The organism is Ruegeria sp. Alg231-54 (genome assembly GCF_900143525.1).
Taxonomy (GTDB): Bacteria; Pseudomonadota; Alphaproteobacteria; order Rhodobacterales; family Rhodobacteraceae; genus Ruegeria.
Window position 1 is genome coordinate 1 of sequence record NZ_FREZ01000017.1, and the last position, 20,629, is coordinate 20,629.

The following is a 20,629-nucleotide window of genomic DNA, read 5'->3' on the forward strand; positions in this document are numbered from 1 at the left end:
GCGGCGGTGTGGTCAGCGCAATTGCCGTGACCTATCCCGAACTGACCGCTGGTGTCCCGTTCTACGGGCGCCAGCCAGCGGCCGAGGATGTGGCCAAAATCCAGGCGCCTTTGCTTATTCAGATGGGAGAGCTTGACGAACGCATTAACGCGGGCTGGCCAGATTTTGAGGCTGCTCTAAAAGCCAACGATAAGATTTATGAGGCCTATATCTACGAAAACGCCAACCACGGTTTCCATAATGACAGCACGCCACGCTATGACGAGGAGATGGCAAACCTGGCCTGGGACCGCACAATTGAATGGTTTAATACCTATCTGAAGTAACTGCGGTGAGCTGCAAAGACAACCTTGCATTGCTATCGCTTTGCGGACGCCCACAGTTCTCCGAGAATAAACCCCGCGAAGTCCGAGCTTTATGAATTTCGTGATCAGAGAGACCGTTAGGACCCTTGGACTGCAGATCGCGTGGAAGCAATGAAGGCAACATTATTGGTCCTGTCTTCCGGTCCTCAGCCGTTTGGCGCTTTCGCCATTTAGAAACGGTTTTCACGTTGATGCCAAGTTCGCGGCTCAGCTCCGCGTTCGAAGCTTGCGATCGCTGTATTGTTGCTCGGATGGCGTGCGTTGTCGTGGCGCAGCTGTGATGTATCTGTCCTATAAGGCATCCTTCCATGCCATCGAATGGATCGCACCATCTAACCTTGGGATCGAACACTTAAGTGTGTCTTGCCAGATGCAGCTATCGCCTCTTTAGAAGTTGCGACGCAGCCAACTCAGGTGACCCTCGGCTTTGTTCAGGCAGCGAAATGTTTCTGGAACACAGGAACCTTCGCTGCATGCCACGACCTCCCTAACTATGTGTGCGAGCTTTTTCGGGGTCGTAAATTGGGCTGGACACAATTGTTGCGTTTGTGGCGAATTCATTTCCTGAGACCTTTAGAGTGGACCCGATTTCAAGCCCTGGATGAACATGCGCAAGCGCAAGCGATTTGTTCAGGCGGCGAGAGTAACAGGGGCTGTTGATAACCCCAATATCTTCGCCGTCCAGGGACAGTCTCTCCCCACCTTCGACCATGTCGGAGTGATCGATGTCCAGACAGACATTGTTGACTTTTTCGGCACCTTTTGAGGCCATGACCATCGATTTGCCTCGGAAGTCGCCCTTTGTCCTGCTGACAGTGAAGCCGAGGCCAACCTCCCACGGGGAGTTTTCATCGGTCATGTCGTAGCCATAAAACAGCAGCCCGGCTTCGATACGCACCTTGTCAAGAGCAGTGAAAGAACAGGGCATGACGCCTGCATCCGCCAGTTTGTCCCAGATGTCGGTGATCACCGCACCACCCGCAAAAATCTCGTAGCCGCGTTCGCCCGAATACCCGGTACGCGAAATACGGCAGGGATGACCAAAGAGCACACCAGGCGCATGTTCAAAGTAGCCCAGTTTGGCCAGATCGATGTTGACATGAGCGTTGAGGATACCCAGCGAGGCTGGCCCCTGCAAGGACAGGTCATGCAAGTCGTCGGTAAATTCGACCTGGACGTCACGTCCTGCCGCCGAAGCTTCCAAGAGCGCCAAGGTGTCACCGGAACCATGTACGATCATCCACTCGTTGTCGCCGTTGTTGGACACGATTGCATCATCGGCGATCCCGCCGCTGTCAGTCAAAACGCAGAGATATGCTGCCTTCCCCGGTGCGAGTTTTGACAGATCCCGTGTGGTTAGGTGGTTAAGCACGGCAAGGGCGTCAGGACCACGCACGAACACCTTCTTCAAAGGAGACATATCAAACATGCCAGCGCGTTCACGGACTGCATCATGTTCATCATTGGGGTCAGTGTCATAGGTCCAGGCCGTGCCCATGCCATTCCAATCCTCCAGTCCCGACCCAAGCGCGGTGTGGCGTGAGGCAAGGGCAGACGTGCGGCTGAGTTCCTTGGTCATGTTAGTCCTTTCTAGTACCATTCGTCCGGCATTCGCGCTTTGCGATCTGACACGAAGTCTTCAAGCGCGGCTTGGATTCCGGGTTCCATTTCGGGGCATTGATAGTCGTTCAACATCTGACGCCACCGCCCGGTGGCGCGTTGATCTGCTGTAAGAGCACCATTTTCGGACCAGGTCTCGAATGGACCGGCGTCAGAAATCTGTGGCTCAAAATTCGCCGTCGCATAGTGCCGCAGCGTGTGACTGGTCGACAGGAAATTTTCGCCAGGGCCCGTTTCAAAATAGGCATCACGACCAAAGGCCTCGTCATCCGTTTCGAAGCCCTGCAACAGTTTCAGCATCGCGCCACAGTGGTCGAGATCCATGATGAATTTCTCGTAGGACATCACAAGCCCACCTTCGAGCCAGCCCGCCGCATGCCAAACCTGATGCGCCCCGGACAAAAGCGTGGACCACATTGCACCGGTGCTATCCTGCAACGCTTGCCCGTCGGGCGCATTTGAGGCGGTGATCTGTCCGCCGCCGGAACGCACAGGCACGCCAAGCCTTCGTCCCAATTGTGTAATCGCCATCGTGGTAATGTTCGCCTCTGGCGATCCAAAGGTCAGCGCACCTGTGCGCAAGTTCATTGTGGAGTGGAACGAGCCGAACACCACTGGACAGCCAGGATGCACCAGTTGCGCAAGCGCGATGCCAACCATCGCTTCCGCCAGAGTTTGCGCCGCCACCGCCGCCGGCGAAAGCGGGCCCATGGCGCCCGCGAAAATGGCAGGGGAGACACAAACACATTGGCCGGCCTCCGCATAGATCCGCAGAGCCGACGACATGGTATCATCATAAACCAGCGGCGAATTGACGTTGATATTGGCCTGCATCACCGCGTGGCGCTCAATGAAGTCGCGCCCAAAGACCAAGCGTGCCATCTCGATACTATCCCGCGCACGCTCGGGTGCTGTGACAGAGCCCATAAAGGGCTTGGTCGACAGCGTCAGATGCGCCAGCATCATGTCCAGATGTCGTTTGTTCACCGGTACATCTGTCGGCTCGACTACCGTGCCGCCGGAATGGTGCAAGGCAGGCGCAGTGTAGGCCAGTTTGACGAAATTGCGGAAGTCCTCCAGCGTCGAATAGCGCCGGCCGTTCACCAGATCGCTGACAAAGGGAGAGCCGTATCCAGGCATCAGCACAACGTTGTCGCCGCCAAGTGTCACTGTTTTGACCGGGTCTCGGCCATGCAACTGAAATTCACTAGGGGATGTAGCGCAAAGCGCACGGACGTGACCCGGTTCAAACCGTACACGTTCGCCATCGATGCGTACACCGGTTTGAGCGAAGTGATCCAGCGCCGTACGATCTCCCCGGAACTCGACACCAATATTGTTCAAAATCCAATCGGCTTGATCTTCGATCCGGGTCAGTGCCGTGTCGCTCAGAAGATCGTATGCAGGTATCTTGCGCCCGGTGAACGGCGTGCCCTCAGAGGGCTTATTGTCGCGGGACAAGCGGCGTCGGCGCACGCGTCTGCGGTGCCCTGCCGGTGTTAATGTGTCTGCTACAGCGTTCAAAGGCTCCAACGTCATCTCTTCGTTTCACGCAACTAAATATAAACTTTGGGCATAAAAATTTGCTTGAAAATCGAAAATTTCTTTTCTCAATGTTCAAAAATTTTATACGCTATACTCATGACTGCCCGCTTTCATCACCACGACTTGCTCAGGCTATTTGCCGAGATCGCCCGCTATTCCAGCTTTTCGACGGCGGCGTCGGCGCTCAATATGACAAAGGGTGCGATCAGTTATCAGATCAAAACGCTTGAGACCGATCTGGGGATGGCTTTGTTTCAGCGCACAACGCGCGGTGTCATACTCACTGGTGAAGGACTGAAATTGCTCGCAATCTGCCAGGCCCGATACGAGGAAATCGAAACCGAAATTCAGGCGCTGAAAGGGATTTCATCGCGTTCTTTGACTGTTGGTGTCTCGACCTATTTCGCTGCGCGCTGGCTGTCGCCACGCCTCATGTCATTCATGCAAAACCATCCGGACGTGCAGCTTCGCATTCAGCCGATGATTGAGTTTTCGCAGGCAGAGATGCAGGAAGTTGACTTGGCAATCAGGTGGGGCAACGGGAATTGGAGTGACGGCACCGTTACACCGTTCATGCACTTACGGCCCTATCCAGTAGGTAATCGGGCGGCAGCCGACCTGGTGAATGAGTTAGGACTAGAAGCGGCAATATCGCAACTTACGTTGTTGAGAGATCGTGATGACAGCAGCGCCTGGTCAGATTGGCTGAACGTCGCAAAGCTTCCTCGGCAATCAAGGAGAGATGTGCTGATCGTTCCTGACCCGAATGTCCGGGTGCAAGCGGTCATCGACGGACAGGGCATCGCATTGATGGATGACTTGGTTGGGGACGATTTGAATGCGGAAAGGCTGTTTAGGTTATCGGAAACCGTTCTGCCTGAATACGGGTATTTCTTAGTTCAACCGCACAGAGCCGCTCCAATTGGAGCAGTGCGGGCATTCTCAGATTGGGTTCAGAGCCAAACCTAAAGGAAATGCCCTTTGTCCCATCATCGGTTCCACGTGATCAACCTGAAACTGTATCCATTGCATAACCTCGGACCGTTTGACCGGGTCCGACGGCAGGTATTTTCCATAATTCTCGGCAAGATGCCACAGGATCGCACCGGATTCGAAAATCACGCGCCCTTCCGAACGGTCTTCGATGGTTGGGATCTTTCCGTTCGGTTTTAGCGCCAGATAATCCGGCGCCTTTAGTTCCTGCTTGGAAAAGTCGATGTGTGTCAGGTCGTAGGGGACACCTGCCTCTTCCAGAAAGATGACGTTCAACAATTTGTCGGGCGACACATAGTTTTGCCATTCGCTTACCGCTAAGCCATTGATTTAGAGTTATCGTAATACTCTGGGGCACACAAACATTGCCACCTGCGACTCAAAGGTTTTCCATCGCATCGACTGCACTCTACAAAAGCAGCCGTTCACCTAAAGTATGAAAAATATCAGGAGAGAGCCCAAAGCAGAAATCCCTTTTAGGGAGCATTGTCATCTTTCTTGAACTCTAGAATTGTTCCTGAACCAACTTACCCCACCACTACTGCAGTTGCAAAATATCCGGGACGCAGAGTTTTCTTTTGGCAGGCATTTTGTCTGCACCATCTGATCGTTTCAGTCGCTTCGGGCCGTCTTTGACCTTGATTTTCGGCTTAGCTAGTGGGCCTTTCAAAGTCACTGGCCAGGGGCTTTTCGAAAGAGGTTCGCCAATCTTGCGGGGCTGTAGATTTAAATCCAAAACCTTGCCGGCCACATCGACGCCGCCAAAGACGACAACTTGGACATGATCTGTCTCCAATGTGGTTTGTTTCGTCGAAATACTTCCGTTTGAGATACTAATCGGCGCGCGCAAGCATACGATTGGGGCAACCTTTTGTTTTTCTTTGGTAAACACCCAAGGTAGCACCCCTAGCCCTGCCAGATCTAAGAGCTGTGTCTCGATCGAACCGTCACGCATTGAAACTGTTGCGTTGCCACTCATGGTGTCGGCAAAATGCTTGGCTGAATCGGTTCCACCGGTCACCGAAAAATCTGCATAGATCGTACCGCTTGCGCCTTTTTTGAATTTCAGACCATGAAGAATATCATCCAGCTGCCAGCCGCCTGCCTTGCCGGTCAGCGTGAGCAGACGCGCGTCGTTTGATAGATCCATTTGCACGGTGACGTCGAAATGAGCGCCTCCGTATTCAAATTTCAAAGGCCCAGCTTTAAGCTCATTTTTGTCGAGCGTCAGTTCGCTCTGCAAACTGCTAATTCCTTTGGCACCTTCTATGTGCCGAAGGTCAATGTCGACATCCATATCCATACCGGACAAGAGAACTGAACGCCCAATTGGTTTAAGCGTCACATCTGTTAAAGGGCCAGTGTCATCTGCTTCATGATTGACGTCTTCCTCGTTGGACTCCGCACCGCCTAGCTTCCGCAACTGTGCAGCGGCCTGAATGATAGTTCGAATTTGATCTATCTTTATTAGGTCACTCTCAATGGAACCCTTCAGCACAGGGTCACTTGTTGCATCATCAAGATCGGCGACAATTTCCAGGACAGATTCAGCAACCTCAACATTGGCACTCGCGTTCCAATCGGTGCCTTCGCTAACGAGGTTGATTTCAAGGCGAGCCTGCCCGGTTTCCACACGTTCAAGCGATAGCGCCTCCAAAAGGTCCGCCCCGGATGGGACTGCGACATCAATTGCCAAATCCAGGTCCTCGAATTTAAGTACATTCTTGACAGTGCCATGCACCTCAAGGTTCCAGACGTCCGTATCGCTTGTCTTTCCATCCAAATTCGTCAGCGAAAGCTGATTGATGTCTCCGTTCAAATGGAAGTCACCAGAAAACCTGCCAAGCTGGTCGTCTGGTCCCGCCAATTCTGGCGAGATCAAACTGCTTGCCGGTATATCCATTAGGCCTTCTGCTGATATGCCTTGCAACTGAAGCGCGTCATCGACCGAACCGTTCAAAATGACAAACGGATCGGCGGGGTTCCCAATTCTCAGGTTGATGCTTCCGACCCTCAAAGCGCCTTCTGGTGTTCTGGAAAGCTCGGAGAACTTAATCGGGGGCGGGCCTTCGCCGGACGTGTCCAACGTGAAACCGTTGGTCTTAATGACCATTTGTCGCTGCGGCGCCTGCCCAGGCACGCTGTCGATAACCATGTCGACTGCGATAAGTTTAAGATCATATCGCGAGGCGGCTGGGGCTGGTTCAGCATCTTCTGGGTATAACCGAATGCGGGTTGTCAACGATACGTCTTCCGGATTTCCCAATTCCCCAATCTGCCCTGTCAACGAAAGGCTTTGTCCGCCTTCCAATTCAGCCAATACAGATAGGTCGTCAATTCGTGCTACACCGTCGACTGATTTGAACGTTGCACCAATATTCCCTGTACCTTCCAAAACGCGATTAAGCTTCAGAATATCGAGAAGTTGGCCAAGTTCGGCAATCTCCACGGTCGTTGCCACTTGCAGACCGTTTTCTTGAGGGACTTCCTCGGCGACAATCGAAATCTGTTCGAAATTCATCGCCAACTGAAACGGGTCTTCTGCGGGGAATGTCGCGTTCAGATCAAAACTCTCTCCGTTTAACGAACCGGCCCCAACTGCGGTCGCAACATCGGTTTCCGTATCACGCTTTAAGAGCAGTTCAGGAAGCTGCAGATCTAACTCAAGTCCGTTTAAATCGTTCTGATAAAGAATGGCGATATCAGTCAGATCAATTTTGCGGTCCGTTAGAATTCCGGCTAACAGCGGCGTCGGGGAATTTGCAGGTTTCCCGGCTTCGGCTTCCGTTTGGGAAATGGACTGCCAGTTTCCGAAGCCGTCTTTGTCTGTGATTAGGTTCAGATGAACACCTGAGAGCGAAAGACCACTCAGTGACAGTTTACTGTTCCAAAGGTCGCGCGCGGAAACTTCAAACTCGATCTCATCGATTGCTGCAAGTTTCACATCAGCATTCGGAGAACCGGGTAATTCCAGCCCTGCCGCTGACACCTGCAATTGCCGGCCAATACCCAGACGCACTTCATCTTCAATTCTAACCTCTTGGCCAAGTTTCTTGGAGATCAGATTTTCGACGAAAGTAGTCCTGACCGAGGAAAACAACGCAGAAGACAGTAAAAGCCAAGCTGCTAACACAGCGACAAACACGACAGCGCAACAAATCAATATACCTTTTGCAACGTATCGCACGTTCTTCTCCTAAAACTCTGATTCATCCAATGGGCAGCCTAGACCATTTAATCATTAAGTTAATGGAATATATGGTCGGCAACTGTTCTGAACTCTGAATGATCTTGACCGTATAGCCGGTATTCTCAACGATTTGCTCGAACCGCTAAGAAGCGGGTAAATGACAAACGTTCGGCTAGTTCTCCACGCCCGGTTTCTAAACAGCTGGCTTGAAGTAAGTTTTACTAGCGAAAACGGATGCGCTGCATGAGCTTTGACCATGGCGGCACGACGTAAGTTTCAACCGACAGGCAGCCAAGTGCCTCCGGTTTTCCATATTTATCTAATTACTGCTATGTGTGAATTCATCAAACGATGAGGACATGATGAATTCACTAACCAGAATAACACGTGGGATAGGCGTCGCTTTCAAAGACGGTAGAGTGAAAGGCATTCTTGCCTTCACAGTTGGAATGATTTTATGGGCCTCGGTCTTTTACCACTTTGTCGAAGGTTGGAGTTGGCTCGACTCAATCTACTTTTCTGTCGTGACGATTTCGACCGTGGGGTTTGGTGACTTCTCACCTGAAACCGCGGCAGGGAAGATCTTCACAATGATTTACATCGTCGTGGGCCTCGGTGTCTTCGTGACCGCGGCGACCACAGTGGCGGATACAATCTTGTCCCAGGACGACAAAAAAGCGGACAAGTAGATTATCCCAATTTGGCCAAATCGAGTTCATGCCCAGGCATTGGTTTGACTGGGCCCCTCAAGCCGTGGCCCGGATTCATTTGTGTCTTCAAGCTGATAGATGATCACTAAAATTCAAAAAAATATACATATTATGTTTTTTGAGTGTAACATTCGAAAAACACATGGAGGGATGGAATGGAAAAGACTCAGGACGCGAAGATTGTCGATCTGGCAATACGATTGCTCTTTCTCGGACTGTTCCTCTATAGCGCCCTGGTCATGGTGGCCCCGCTTGCAAGTGTGGTTATCTGGGCAACGATCCTCTGTGTGGCGCTTTACCCGGCATTTGATTGGCTTCAGTCCAAGCTGGGAGGGCGGAAAAAACTTGCCACGACGATCTTGGTTTTGTTGGGTCTTGTTCTGACCCTCGGGCCAGTCGCTACCGCGGTGTCTGGTGCTGCAGAACTTGGGTCTGAATTCGCGGAACAAGCAGACAAAGGTGAGTTGAAAGTCCCACCTGCGCCCGAGGGTCTCAAGGAGTTGCCCTTGGTGGGAGACAAAATAGCCGATGTCTGGGGATTGTTTGAGCGCAATCTTGACGGCGCGCTTGCGAAGTATGGCACGCAAATCCTTGAGATCACCAAATCGCTGTTCGGAAAGGTGTTGGGCATCGGCATCGGACTTCTTGGCTTAGCTTTGTCCGTGTTGATTATGGGAGCGTTGTTCAGTCCCGGTCCAAATTTGGTCCAGGGTCTTCAGCGCTTTGCCAATCGTGTCTTCGCACCGCGCGGCGGTGAATTCGTAACACTGGCAGGCGCAACGATTCGGAATGTGACAAAAGGCGTGATTGGTGTAGCAGCCATTCAGGCGGTCTGCGTTTGGATACTATTGGCTTTGTTTGGGATTTCTTCGGCCGCCACGCTGGCATTTATCTGCCTGATACTCTCGATTATCCAAATCGGGCCCGGATTGGTTCTTATACCGGTAATTATTTACGCATGGAGTTCCATGTCCGGCGGAACTGCTTTGATCTTCACCGTTTTGGCCGTTCCAGTCATGATAATGGACAGTTTCCTAAGACCCGTTTTCATCTCAAAAGGCCTTGAGACCCCCATGTTGGTCATCCTCATCGGTGTTCTCGGAGGTATGATGGCGTACGGTTTGATCGGCGTCTTTATGGGGCCGGTTCTCTTCGCTGTTTTCTATGAGCTGTTCAAAGTGTGGATTGATACTTCGCCCGAAGCCGAGGGCGTTGCTGAGGGTGCGGCGAAATGAGGAAGACGATATGGACAACCTTGGCTGTCATTCTGATTTTTCTTGTCTGGTATTTGGTCGCTGATCGGAAAACGCCATTTACCGGGAACGCCAGAGTAAAAGCCGTGGCGACCCAGATTGTCCCGCAGGTGACAGGCACTGTGACTGACGTACTGGTCGAAAATGGCCAGATAGTCTCGGCCGGAGATGTCCTTGTCCGGATCGACGCGCGACCCTACGAGATTCAGCGCGACAAGGCGGAAGCTGACCTTGAAGCAGCCACTCAAGAAGTGGGCGCATCTTCGGCAGAGGTAAGAGCGGCACAGGCCAAACTAGCAAGGGCGCAGAGCGATCTGGATACGATGCGCATTCAAACGGAACGCGTATTTGCGCTCGAAAAGAAAGGGTTGATTGCTGTCTCAAAGGCCGATGATGCGCGAGGGCAACTGGCAGAGTCCGAGGCAAACTATGAGAACGCAATTGCGGATCTTGAAAAAGCAAAACAGAGGCTTGGTGACGACGGGATTGAAAACCCGAAAATCCAGCGGGCATTGGCGGCCCTTGCGGATGCAGAGCTAAACCTTGAGTGGACTGTACTACGAGCTCCGGCGACAGGTGTCATCTCTAACTTGCTGATAGCCCCCGGAACATATGCGCGGTCCGGCCAGGATCTGTTGACGTTTCTGGACGCAACTGACGTTTGGATCGAGGCGTTTTTTTCCGAGAACAACCTAGGAAGAGCCTCGATAGGTTCTCCGGTTGATGTAGTGTTGGACATGCATCCAGGTCAGATTATTCCGGGTGTCATTGAGAGCTTTAGTGCGGCTGTTTCCCTAAGTGGCGGTGATGTGCCCGGGCAATTGGCGAGCCCGCCAAGCACTAAAGGTTTTTTGCGCGAGCCTGAGAGATTCCCGGTCAGGATCGTTTTACCTGGCTATGAAGCAGGAAGCACCGAAGATGACCTTCGCTTCCAGCTGAATGGGCAAGCCGATGTGATCATGTACCTAAGTGACAACTCGTTGCTGAACCTTGTAGGTCGAACCTACATCCGCGTGGTTTCAATTCTGTCCTATGCGTACTGAGGACCAACGCTCTGTCACCCGGCTTGCGCTGGGTGTTACCGGCGTCTTTTCATTGGGCCTGTTTCTTGGGTGGCCCCTCGCCGTCATTGGGGCGGTGTTCGCCGCCCTTTTCCTACAAGCACCTGCCGCATTGCCTCTGGCAGCATTTGCTAAGCTGTTTGTTTTCTCTATTGGATTGATGTTCATTTCGTTTCTGTTGTCGTCAATCTTCTCACCATATCCGCTTGTATTTCTTATGCTGGTGGCCATTGGAATAATCCTGTCTTTCATATGGTCCGTTTCAGGCGCCGGAGTTTTACCGGGTGTCATAGCGCTCATGGGCGCATTGATGATTCCGAACCTGGTTCTGCAATCACAGGACCTGGCTTTGGTGCTCGTGTATTGGATACCGTTGAACCTGCTATTTGCAGGCTTCGTATCGACGTTGATGTTCGTGTTGATACCCGCTGAACCTCAAACGGCGGCTCAAAAGAAAGCTGTTTCGCAGGCGAGTTTCGACCCACATCGCCGAATTGTCAGGATGTCTCTTGTCACAGTGCCGTTTGCTATGGCGTTCTTTATTTCCGGAGCGTCTGCATTGCTGGTTCTGTTCTTCGTCGCGCTGCTGAGCCAGCAACTCGCGGCAATGCCTGCCGCAGGTAAAACCGTTGCAAAAGCCATGCTGACGGCAAACCTCCTTGGGGCGGCAGTTTCCATCATATGCTATGAAATAAACGTAATAGCTCCGGTTATTTTGACGCCCATTCTGCTGTGTTTTTTCTTTTGCCTGACTCTCGGAGCACTTGGAAAATCTCAAGCCCCACTCGCCGCCGCTGCCGGCTCTGCTATTACAACGGCCCTGATCGTATATGGCGGGTCGGTTGCGCCATTTTCAGACGAGGCTGACGTCAAGAGCATCACTCGAGTTTTACAAGTTGCCAGCGCCGCATTTTTTGTAATCGTTGCATATGTCGTGGTGGATGAATTCTGGCCGGAAAAAGAACGCCAGGCACCTCAATGAACTGTTTTGCGAGAAAGGTTGGCGCTGAAACCGGCAGAACTCTCAATTTGACCAATTCAACTTAGTATAATTGCACCGAAAGGCGTCAGGTTTGTACGCTTATCCGGGCGCGACGGGAGTTCTTCCCACCAGATCTCTTGTCGGACGCCCTTGAAAACTGCGTGTCGTGAATGCCGTTCAACAGTGAGCGCTATGTTAGCGTCAATAAGATCCGCATAGGCTACAAACCCCGAGATCCGATTGCCATCCGGATACTCGTCAACCATGTTCTGAATCCATGCGGTCTCGTCGACAGGGTCGTTCGCATGATTCACTTCAGCCTGAACAACTATGAATGTGGTGTCAGAGCGCGGATACTCGGAAATCGCGTCACCCAACAGATAGGTATGGGGCAGTTCGGTAAATGAAGCGTTCTGACGCCAAGGGCAGTCAAAACGCGTGCTGTCCCATAGGTGAAGTTGCGTATTTTCCGTCGTCAGATCTGTTGAAACGCAATTGCCACTGGACTCAGGAAACGCTCAGAGTTCTTGTTAAGGATCACTTTCAGTGCCGCATCGTCCGGTTCCGTCGATTGCGCCACCGACAGTGTCAAAAAGTTCGTCTTCTGCGCCAATCTGCTACGAATGTCACTATCGCCACAATCAAGGCCCAGTGTTTGCGCCTCACGCACAAGAATTCCTCGCACACCAACCCGTTTGAAAGCGAATTCAGTTCATCCAAGGTTGGAGGTTGCTGCGAGGTTGTCTGAAATTGTTGGATTCACCGATCAATATCCACGTCATCAATAACGATCTGGCTCAGATCAGCTCGGGATGCAGGAATGAAAACCAGCCAAATATTGCCAGCCCAAGAAGAATGAAATGAAACAGCGGCTCTTTGAAAAATGGCTTGTGTATTCCGGAATTTGGTAAGTTTGTTGGTTGCTACGAAACTGATCACAAAATCAGAAAAGTGCTCTTGTGCTTGGGCACCATCCTTGCGGAACGACCACAAGTGAGCCGTATTTTCGCTGAACCAATCCGTCGGCCTCCATCTCTGCCACCAGCTTGGCGAAGGCACTTCGGGACAAGCGACAAATCTCAGCCAAATGCTGTTGGGTTAGGGGAATGGCGCGGGTCGGCGCAAACGCGTCGGATATCCTGGTCAGGATTGTAAGGCTGCGCAGTTTGGAATCCGCCAGCATAAGATCACGGGCAACGCGAATGGCAAGTGCGCCATTTGTGACGGCCAGTGCCCCAAGTGCACGCCATATCGGTTGGTCGTCCTGCTCTAGTTGGATCAAAGCCTCGTACGGGACCCGAAACAGCTGGCAATCCGTCAGAGCAATCGCGCCAATCTGACGGGGCAAACCGGTGATTGCCGCCGCCTCTCCAAACCAGGCACCGGGCCCGAACACATGGCCCAACACGATCCCGGATTGGCCATCGTCCAACTGAATTCCAACAGCGCCTGACACCACGGCAAAAATGGATTGATCGTGATCAGAGAGTGCATAAATGCCCGCGCCACTTTCGACACTCACACTCCGACCTGAATTTACCAGGCCGTTAGCCAGACGTGTATCTATCGCACGAAGCCAGGGAGATGCCGTCATTAAGGCCTGAATCTCGTTTGTTCTGGGTGGTTTCTGCATCAAATATCCAATTTAAGACAATCTCCGCACGCGCTTTGGATTATCATATCTGAAAGCGTGCGAACAAGCGCTCTGTATCCGGGAGAGTGAATTTGAAGACAAAGGTAGTGCTATTTGCGTTGTCTGCTTCGGTTTTCTTGTCTGCGCAAAAGGTGCAAGCCGCAGAGGGAGGCATCGAGACCTACCTTCTTGGCAGCCGTGACAGCATGTCGGGCATCCTTCCGCCTCCCGGAACGTACCTAAATAATGATTTCGTGTATTTCAGCGGCACTGCTCCCAGCATGGCTTCGGGCGGTGTGGTCGTGACGGACCCTGATGTCGAAGTGTTTACCTATAAATTCAATTTCACAAATGTTTTTGACGCGCAGTGGGGCAATACGCGATTGGGTCTCAATTTCAATTTGCCCTACGTTTCGGCAAACGGGCAGTATTCTGGCGACCTCAGCTCGGGGTTTTCCGGAACCCTCAACGATGACGGCGAACATGCCTTTGGTGATATCGTTCTTTCGCCTCTCTTTAATTGGAGCAAAGGCAAGCTACATACGACATTGGCTTTACAGTTCTTTCTGCCCACTGGCCACTATCAGACGACGCAGATCAACGTCGCAAACCGGTCGATTGACGCCCTGAATGCCGGAAAAAACCGATTTGCATTTGACCCAACCCTGTCGATGACCTGGTTCGATCCGACCACAGGATGGGAGTATTCAGGATCGTTCGGCGTCACCTTCAGCGCCGAGAACGACGCCACCGACTATCAGACCGCGCCCGAGGCGCATTTTGAAGGCACGGTCATGCGGCATTTGCCCTACAAACTTGCCCTTGGGGTAACGGGATATGCCTACCATCAAATCGGCGATGACAGCGGCAGCGGGGCGGATGGGATCAAGCAATTGCTCGGAGCCGACAGCTTGCAGGCCAGCGTGTATGGTCTCGGCCCTATTGTTAGTTGGTCAACCCAGATCGGTCAGACGCCAGTTTCTATCAAGGCGAAATATATCAAGGAATTCGAAGCCAAGCGTCGATTTGAAAGCGACAAGGTCTGGATGACCATTGGACTGGTGTTCTGATGAGGTGTGTTCCGTCTATTGTTCTGATGGCGGTCATTCCGGCCTCTGCGATTGCACAGCAGGACAATCAGACATTGGCCAGCCAAGCCAGCGACCCGACCGCGTCCTTGATGTCGTTTCAACTGCAGAATTTCTATTCACCTTCTTTGCATAATGCGAACGGGGCACTGAACGTTACCCAGTTTCGCGCCGCCATTCCGTTTCAGTTGGGGGGGATCAGTAATATTGCCCGCCTGACATTTCCCTCGGTTAAGTATAACTCAAATGGCGACACCGGGATCGGCGATGCCACCCTATTCAATCTGGCAGCCTTTGGCCGTTCGTGGGGCCGTTATGGGATCGGTGTCGTGGCCCTGCTGCCAACGGGTGCTGATGGTGTCAGCGCCGAAAAATGGGGGTTGGGGCCAGCGCTTGGTTTCGTGGCGCGGCCCGGGTGGGGGCTTGCAGGGCTATTCAATCAGAACATTCTGACCGTAGCCGGCGACAACACGCGACCGGACGTTAACATTTCGACTCTGCAACCCATCGTCAGTTACACGCTTGGTCAGAGCTGGTCGGTCGGCACATCTGACATGGCTGTTGTTTACGATTGGGACCGATCAGAATTCACCAGCCTGCCGATTGGGCTGAAAGTCTTGAAGTTGACCAAACTCGGCGGTGTCCCGGTTCAGTGGCAGCTGAGTTATGAGCGTAATTTCTATGATACCGGCACCGGGCCACAAGACACGATCGGCCTGACAGCAAAGCTGTTGGTGCCGAAATGACGATGGGCGGATATTTGAACGAAAGGGTTTGAGATGACCATGCATTTGACTCTGGCAACTGCACTTGCGGTGTCACTTACGTTACCCGCGCTGGCGCAGGATACGGCCTCGGCCGACAACGCGGCTGGTGACCTCAAGGGGCAGCCTTATTCTCCCAATGCCAACCGGGGATTTCCGACCAGGGTCCTGTTCGGTGATACGCATGTCCATTCGGCATTGTCCGCGGATGCAGGTGGCGGCGGCACGACTTTGATGCCGCGAGACATGTACCGGTTCGCCCGGGGCGAGCAGGTGACGTCGAACACGGGACAACCCGTCATGCTTGAGCGTCCTTTCGACTTTTACATGCTGACTGAACACACCGATGGCATGGGGGTGATTACCGACATCAAAAAAGGTGCGCCAAACATCATGGCGGATGCGCAGGGCAAGAAGTTTCACGAGGCGTTCGCGAAGGGCGGTGACGACGCCAAACAGGCCAGCATCGACCTGATCGCGCAATTCAGTCAGGGCACGCTGAGCCAAACGTTGCTGTATCAACCCGGGATGCCAGGCTATGACAATACCTGGCGCGATCTGGTACAGGCCGCAGAGGAATTCAACGACCCGCATGTCTTTACTGCGATGATCGCTTATGAATGGACCTCGTTGACCGAAGGCAACAACCTGCATCGCAATGTCATCTTTCGCGATGGACCTGAGAGGGCGTTGCAAGTGGTTCCATTCCTGATGGCACCTCCAATGGGCAGCCCGGATCCCCGCGATTTGTGGAAATGGATGCAAAGCTATGAGGACAAGACCGGGGGGGACGTGCTTGCTATTCCGCACAATCCGAACCTCAGCAACGGCATCATGTTTGCGCTGAATGACACGTTGAACGACAATGCGCCTTTCGATCGAGAGTATCTGCAAATCCGGCAGCAATGGGAAAAGCTGGTTGAAATTGGCCAGACTAAAGGAGACAGCGAAACCCATCCGATGCTGTCCCCGACAGATGAGTTTGCCGAATACGAACGGTGGGATTGGGCCAATCTGGATGTCTCCGAAGCCAAAACGCCTGAGATGCTCGCCACGGAAATGGTGCGCAATACGCTAAAAAATGGTCTGGCTTTTGAGCAATCCGATGGGATCAACCCCTTCAAGCTGGGCTTTGTGGGTGGTTCGGATATCCACACCGGGCTGACCACGCAGCTCGACAACAACTTCTTTGGCGCCTTTACTTGGATGGAGCCGTCAAAAACCCGCGCCACCTCGGTGGCCAAGGGCAATGCGGATTTGGGAATTTCCTATAAGGGTTGGCAATATGCCACTCCGGGTCCGACGGCCGTCTGGGCCACTGAAAACACCCGGGCAGGTATCTTTGACGCGATGGAACGGCGCGAGGTCTATGCGACGACGGGCCCACGCATCACAGTGCGGTTCTTTGGCGGAGACTTCGTGGCCGACGACATCAAACACCGCGAGTTGGCCCGGATCGGCTATTCCAAGGGTGTCCCGATGGGGGGCGATCTGGCGGGTAGCGATGCACCGTCTTTCCTTGTTTACGCCCTGCGTGATCCGATTGGCGCTAACCTGGACCGCATCCAGATTATCAAGGGCTGGGTTGATGCAAACGGCGAGACCCATGAAAAAATCCACGACGTGGTTTGGGCCGGTGATCGCACACCCGGTGATGACGGCAAGTTACCAGCCGTCGGAAATACCGTCGATCTGAGCATCCCAAGCTGGACCAATGATATTGGCCGGGCCGAACTGGGTACCGTGTGGACTGATCCGGAGTTCGACCCCTCGCAGCACGCATTCTACTATGCCCGTGTTATCGAAATCCCGACGCCACGCTGGACCGCCTATGATGCGGTTCGCTTTGATGTCGACATGCCCGATGAGGTCAAGATGATCACGCAAGAGCGCGCCTACACCTCGCCGATCTGGAACACACCTGAAGGATGAAGCCGATGAAAACACTTATTATTGCGACATCCACCTTGGCGCTTTCGACTATGGCGTTGGCGGAACCCAACCCAATGCGTAACGCATACTTTGGCGAGACCCATATGCATACGGCACTGTCGCTGGATGCATATATAGGTGGTGCACGGCTGATGCCGTCTGACAGCCTGCGCTTTGCCAAGGGCGAACCAGTCTTGGTAAATGGGCGTCACAAACAATTGTCGCGCCCGCTCGATTTTGCGGCGGTCAGCGATCACGTGGAATATCTGGGCGAGATGTATTCGACGATATTCCCCGAGGCACCAGGATACGAGCAAGAAGATCTGCAACAACTACGCAGCTTGGAAACGCTGAAAGACAAACAGGATTGGTTCTACAAGTACGTCATCGCCAACAATCGCGGTGAAAATCCTATCCACCCACCTTTCTATCAGGGGCCTGAGACCACCAAATCCGGTTGGCAGATCATCATCGATGCCGCCGAGGAGCACAATGATCCGGGCAGTTTTACCGCCTTGATTGCCTTTGAATGGTCCGCAGCGCCGAACGGTGGCAACATGCATCGCAACGTGATTTTCCGCGATAGCGTGGTCCCGGACCTTCCGATGTCCAGCTATGATTCCAACAAGGTCGAAGACCTCTGGGACTGGCTGCAAAACGCACAAGACAATGGATCAACCCTTTTGGCGATCCCGCATAATTCGAACGCGTCAAAGCAGCAGATGTTTCCCGAATTCAACAGTTTTGGCGAAGCACCGGACAAGGACTGGGCCAGCACCCGGCAGGCTTGGGAGCCGCTGATCGAAATGATGCAGATCAAGGGTAATTCTGAGGTACACGAAGCATTCTGGCAGGCGGATGAGTTCGCCGGTTTCGAAAACGCAAATTCCATCCAGAAAAACTCAAACCGGTATTTCCACAAGCGCGACTTTGTGCGCGAAGGGTTAAAGCTGGGACTGGCGGCCCAACAGGAGTTGGGCGTAAATCCCTACAAATACGGGTTCATCGGCGGCACTGACAACCATAACGGTCTGATGTCTGATCTGGCCGAAGATGACTTTATCGGCGGTCACGGTCCCGAAGATGGTAGTGTTGATCGACGTCGCAAGGGCGGGGTTGGTGGTTGGATCGACGGGATCGACCTTTCGATTGGTTCACTTGCTGGTGTCTGGGCCGAAGAAAACACCCGAGCCTCGATCTGGGACGCGATGAAACGGCGTGAAACTTTCGCCACTTCCGGGCCTCGGGTCAAAGTGCGGATGTTCGGTGGCTCGGACCTTGCGGACGATCCGACCGATCCCGTTGCAATGGTGGAAGATGGCTATGAAAACGGAGTGCCGATGGGTGGTGATTTGATAGGAGACAAAGCGCCCACTTTCACCGTATATGCGCAAAAAGACCCGGATGGCGCCAATCTGGATCGCATCCAGATCATCAAGGGCTGGGTCGACGCAACGGGCGAGATCCACGAAGAGATCATTGACGTGGCCTGGTCCGGCGATCGCGAGATCGCCGCAGATGGCAAACTTCCTTCGGTGGGCAATACTGTCGATCTGACAACTGCGCTGTATACGAACGAAATTGGTGCCCCAACATTGATGGGCAGTTGGGCTGACGCCGGTTTCGACCCAGAGCAAGGAGCGTTCTATTATGCACGTGCGATCGAAATTCCGACGCCTAGGTGGTCGACGTATGATGCCGTTCGTTCCGGCCTTCCTTTGTTGGAAGAAGTCCCTGCCACAATTCAGGAACGCGCCTGGGGCTCGCCGATCTGGTATACGCCCGCCGGACAATCAGAGCCATGAGATTAAGTAACAGTCGCGTTTTCAAGTCGTACAACAAGCGGAAAGCAACGCCGGGCCCAAGTCCTGAAGCAGTGCGGTAGCTGTTACCGGCAATGCATGAAGCTCGCAACTAACGGTTGTTTTTTTCCGCGCTGTGTGAATTTGCCGCCCTTGAGATATTATGCTTGCAGACAGATGTCTCCTCTGACTGTCCCGTCGCAGCAACGAGAGCCTCGATTGGTTGTCCGATTTGGGCCGTGCACGCTTGGACAGCAAGAACCAACGGGTGAACATGGAGCAGCCGATCTACCGACGGGTGAGAGCTCGATGCGGTAGGGCCTGAAATGCCCTGCTTAAGGTTCACGCAAAAATTAGTCGAATTCGCAACTGGCAGCTCGTCGGAAGCTACTCTGAAACAACAGCGAAGACCTCAACCGGTTCCCTGATGCCCTTCATCTCCACCTCTCCCTGGCTTACCGCCTCTACAACGCCTTCAACGACTGCCTAGGTTCGGGGAGAAATCAGTATCTCATTGTGGGTGGCCATGTCGCAAAGCCGCGCGGCCATGTTGATCAAGGTACCTGAGGCAGTGTAATCAAATCGTCCCGCTGAACCGACGATACCGACCGTGGCGTAGCCAAACGAGATGCCAACTCCAAAACCAACCCGATGGCCCAGCTTTTTCCATTTGCCGCAGAGCTCTAGCATTTTATCTCCCATGGCCAGTGCCAGGCGCACCGCGTCGCCTGCCGGATCATCAACCGGAATCGGATCGTTGAAGATAACCATAATGCCGTCACCTGCCCGCTGATCGACACCGCCGCCAAACTGGTCGATCAACTCACTCATCTCCTGATGATAGGTTTGGAGGACTTCAATGGCTTCTTCTGGCTCAGCACTTTCACAAAATGCGGTGAAACCTCGCAAGTCGCAGAGCAGGGTTGCCACGAGCGCGCGATGGGAAGACAACATGCCATCATCACCCGAAGTAACCACCGCATCGGCGACGGCGGACGGGAGAAACCGTTTCAGACGGCCCATGCGCTCGATTTCGCCTACCTGAGACTCCACACGCTCATTCAATTCGGCGTTGAGTGTTTCCAACGCCTTGAACTGGCGAACGTTTTCAATGGCGATGACCGCCTGGGCCGCGAAGGTTTCGAGCAGATCTACTTCGTCCTGTGTAAAGGCCTTCACCTCCCGGCGGACGAGTGTGATACACCCGATCGCTTGGCCTTCAAGAAGAAGCGGAACACCTAGAATGGTCCGCATGCCTTCCTCTTCGACCATCGCGACCCGGCCGGGATCGCCCTGAAGGTTAAGATCGGTAGCTGCTAAGTCCTCAATGTTGACGACAGCAGATATCCGCATTGAAACTGCTGGCACCAGTTTGCTGTCCGCGAGACGGGTTGTCTTTCCCACCGACAGATGGCGCAATCCGTCACCGTGAAGCGTAACCAGCTTCCAATGACTGCGCGTTTCATTGGGAATGCACAGATTGGCCTGAGGCGCACTCGAAAGGCGTGTTGCTTATTTCAAGATTGTCTCAAAAACAGGCGCGGGATCTGTTCACGCCCTGCTGATTGCCTGCAGAATTTCGCCCATGGCCGCTTCTCGCTCACGCAAGATCGCGACTTCGGCATTCATGCTTTCTAATTTGTTCGTCACGGCAACCTCTGCTCGGCATCAGACTGGGTGTCGATCTCAAT

18 protein-coding genes are annotated in these 20,629 nt (G+C 53.2%); 10 read left to right on the top strand and 8 right to left on the bottom strand.

Going from position 1 to position 20,629, the window contains the following annotated elements; translation table 11 throughout:
* Positions 1 to 326: dienelactone hydrolase family protein (locus DHN12_RS21215; RefSeq protein ID WP_159090109.1), on the top strand; the 326-nt coding region annotated here is incomplete at its 5' end.
* Between the two features lie 526 nt (positions 327 to 852).
* On the opposite strand, the gene DHN12_RS21225 is transcribed toward DHN12_RS21215, so the two are convergent.
* Complete coding sequence (locus tag DHN12_RS21225) at positions 853 to 1,944, bottom strand: aminomethyltransferase family protein (RefSeq protein ID WP_108861967.1); 1,092 nt, start codon at positions 1,942 to 1,944, stop codon at positions 853 to 855.
* Between the two features lie 11 nt (positions 1,945 to 1,955).
* The gene (locus tag DHN12_RS21230) at positions 1,956 to 3,524 is read right to left on the bottom strand and encodes a trimethylamine methyltransferase family protein (protein WP_108861968.1); all 1,569 of its coding nucleotides are present in this window, start codon (positions 3,522 to 3,524) and stop codon (positions 1,956 to 1,958) included.
* A 30-nt stretch (positions 3,525 to 3,554) separates the two neighbouring features.
* Here DHN12_RS21230 and DHN12_RS21235 point away from each other — a divergent pair, with 30 nt between their 5' ends.
* Entirely contained in the window at positions 3,555 to 4,499 is a 945-nt protein-coding gene (locus tag DHN12_RS21235; RefSeq protein WP_159090111.1) for a LysR substrate-binding domain-containing protein, read from the top strand.
* Here DHN12_RS21235 and DHN12_RS21240 read toward each other — a convergent pair.
* Both DHN12_RS21240 and DHN12_RS21245 read right to left on the bottom strand, forming a co-directional pair.
* The gene (locus DHN12_RS21240; protein ID WP_234416728.1) at positions 4,473 to 4,799 is read right to left on the bottom strand and encodes a glutathione S-transferase family protein; all 327 of its coding nucleotides are present in this window, start codon (positions 4,797 to 4,799) and stop codon (positions 4,473 to 4,475) included. The two genes, DHN12_RS21235 and DHN12_RS21240, sit on opposite strands and share 27 nt — an antisense overlap.
* A 262-nt stretch (positions 4,800 to 5,061) precedes the next feature.
* Positions 5,062 to 7,710, bottom strand: coding sequence for an AsmA family protein (locus tag DHN12_RS21245; RefSeq protein ID WP_108861971.1), 2,649 nt, complete (start codon positions 7,708 to 7,710; stop codon positions 5,062 to 5,064).
* Between the two features lie 422 nt (positions 7,711 to 8,132).
* On the opposite strand from DHN12_RS21245, the gene DHN12_RS21250 reads away from it, so the two are divergent.
* From DHN12_RS21250 to DHN12_RS21265, 4 genes are all read left to right on the top strand, one after another.
* Entirely contained in the window at positions 8,133 to 8,402 is a 270-nt protein-coding gene (locus DHN12_RS21250; protein ID WP_234416729.1) for a potassium channel family protein, read from the top strand.
* Positions 8,403 to 8,578: 176 nt separating this feature from the next.
* Positions 8,579 to 9,658: an AI-2E family transporter gene (locus DHN12_RS21255; protein WP_108861972.1), complete on the top strand. Its 1,080-nt coding sequence runs from the start codon at positions 8,579 to 8,581 to the stop codon at positions 9,656 to 9,658.
* Complete coding sequence (locus tag DHN12_RS21260; protein ID WP_108861973.1) at positions 9,655 to 10,719, top strand: HlyD family secretion protein; 1,065 nt, start codon at positions 9,655 to 9,657, stop codon at positions 10,717 to 10,719. Before DHN12_RS21255 ends, DHN12_RS21260 begins: the two co-directional genes overlap by 4 nt.
* Positions 10,709 to 11,719: a DUF2955 domain-containing protein gene (locus tag DHN12_RS21265; protein WP_108861974.1), complete on the top strand. Its 1,011-nt coding sequence runs from the start codon at positions 10,709 to 10,711 to the stop codon at positions 11,717 to 11,719. The genes DHN12_RS21260 and DHN12_RS21265 overlap by 11 nt, the downstream gene beginning before the upstream one ends.
* A 56-nt stretch (positions 11,720 to 11,775) precedes the next feature.
* Here the strand turns inward: DHN12_RS21265 and DHN12_RS21270 are convergent, their stop codons facing one another.
* From DHN12_RS21270 to DHN12_RS21280, 3 genes are all read right to left on the bottom strand, one after another.
* Positions 11,776 to 12,096, bottom strand: coding sequence for a hypothetical protein (locus DHN12_RS21270; protein ID WP_108861975.1), 321 nt, complete (start codon positions 12,094 to 12,096; stop codon positions 11,776 to 11,778).
* Positions 12,097 to 12,194: 98 nt separating this feature from the next.
* On the bottom strand, positions 12,195 to 12,404 hold the full coding sequence (locus tag DHN12_RS21275) for a hypothetical protein (protein WP_159090115.1): 210 nt from the start codon (positions 12,402 to 12,404) through the stop codon (positions 12,195 to 12,197).
* 258 nt (positions 12,405 to 12,662) lie between these two features.
* A complete protein-coding gene (locus tag DHN12_RS21280; protein ID WP_159090117.1) occupies positions 12,663 to 13,241 on the bottom strand; it encodes a Crp/Fnr family transcriptional regulator in 579 nt (192 codons plus the stop codon).
* 203 nt (positions 13,242 to 13,444) lie between these two features.
* Between DHN12_RS21280 and DHN12_RS21285 the strand changes: the two genes are divergently transcribed.
* Genes DHN12_RS21285 through DHN12_RS21300 form a run of 4 tightly spaced genes read left to right on the top strand, consistent with a single transcriptional unit; the run spans position 13,445 to position 18,941 of the window.
* On the top strand, positions 13,445 to 14,422 hold the full coding sequence (locus DHN12_RS21285; protein ID WP_159090119.1) for a transporter: 978 nt from the start codon (positions 13,445 to 13,447) through the stop codon (positions 14,420 to 14,422).
* A gap of 26 nt (positions 14,423 to 14,448) precedes the next feature.
* Positions 14,449 to 15,186, top strand: a complete 738-nt coding sequence (locus DHN12_RS21290; protein ID WP_108861979.1) for a hypothetical protein — start codon at positions 14,449 to 14,451, stop codon at positions 15,184 to 15,186.
* A gap of 39 nt (positions 15,187 to 15,225) precedes the next feature.
* Positions 15,226 to 17,136, top strand: a complete 1,911-nt coding sequence (locus tag DHN12_RS21295) for a DUF3604 domain-containing protein (RefSeq protein WP_234416730.1) — start codon at positions 15,226 to 15,228, stop codon at positions 17,134 to 17,136.
* 5 nt (positions 17,137 to 17,141) lie between these two features.
* A complete protein-coding gene (locus DHN12_RS21300) occupies positions 17,142 to 18,941 on the top strand; it encodes a DUF3604 domain-containing protein (RefSeq protein ID WP_159090121.1) in 1,800 nt (599 codons plus the stop codon).
* Between the two features lie 483 nt (positions 18,942 to 19,424).
* Here the strand turns inward: DHN12_RS21300 and DHN12_RS21305 are convergent, their stop codons facing one another.
* Positions 19,425 to 20,357 carry an adenylate/guanylate cyclase domain-containing protein gene (locus tag DHN12_RS21305; RefSeq protein WP_159090123.1) on the bottom strand — a complete coding sequence of 311 codons (933 nt, stop codon included), beginning with the start codon at positions 20,355 to 20,357 and terminating at the stop codon, positions 19,425 to 19,427.
* Positions 20,358 to 20,629: the final 272 nt, after the last annotated feature.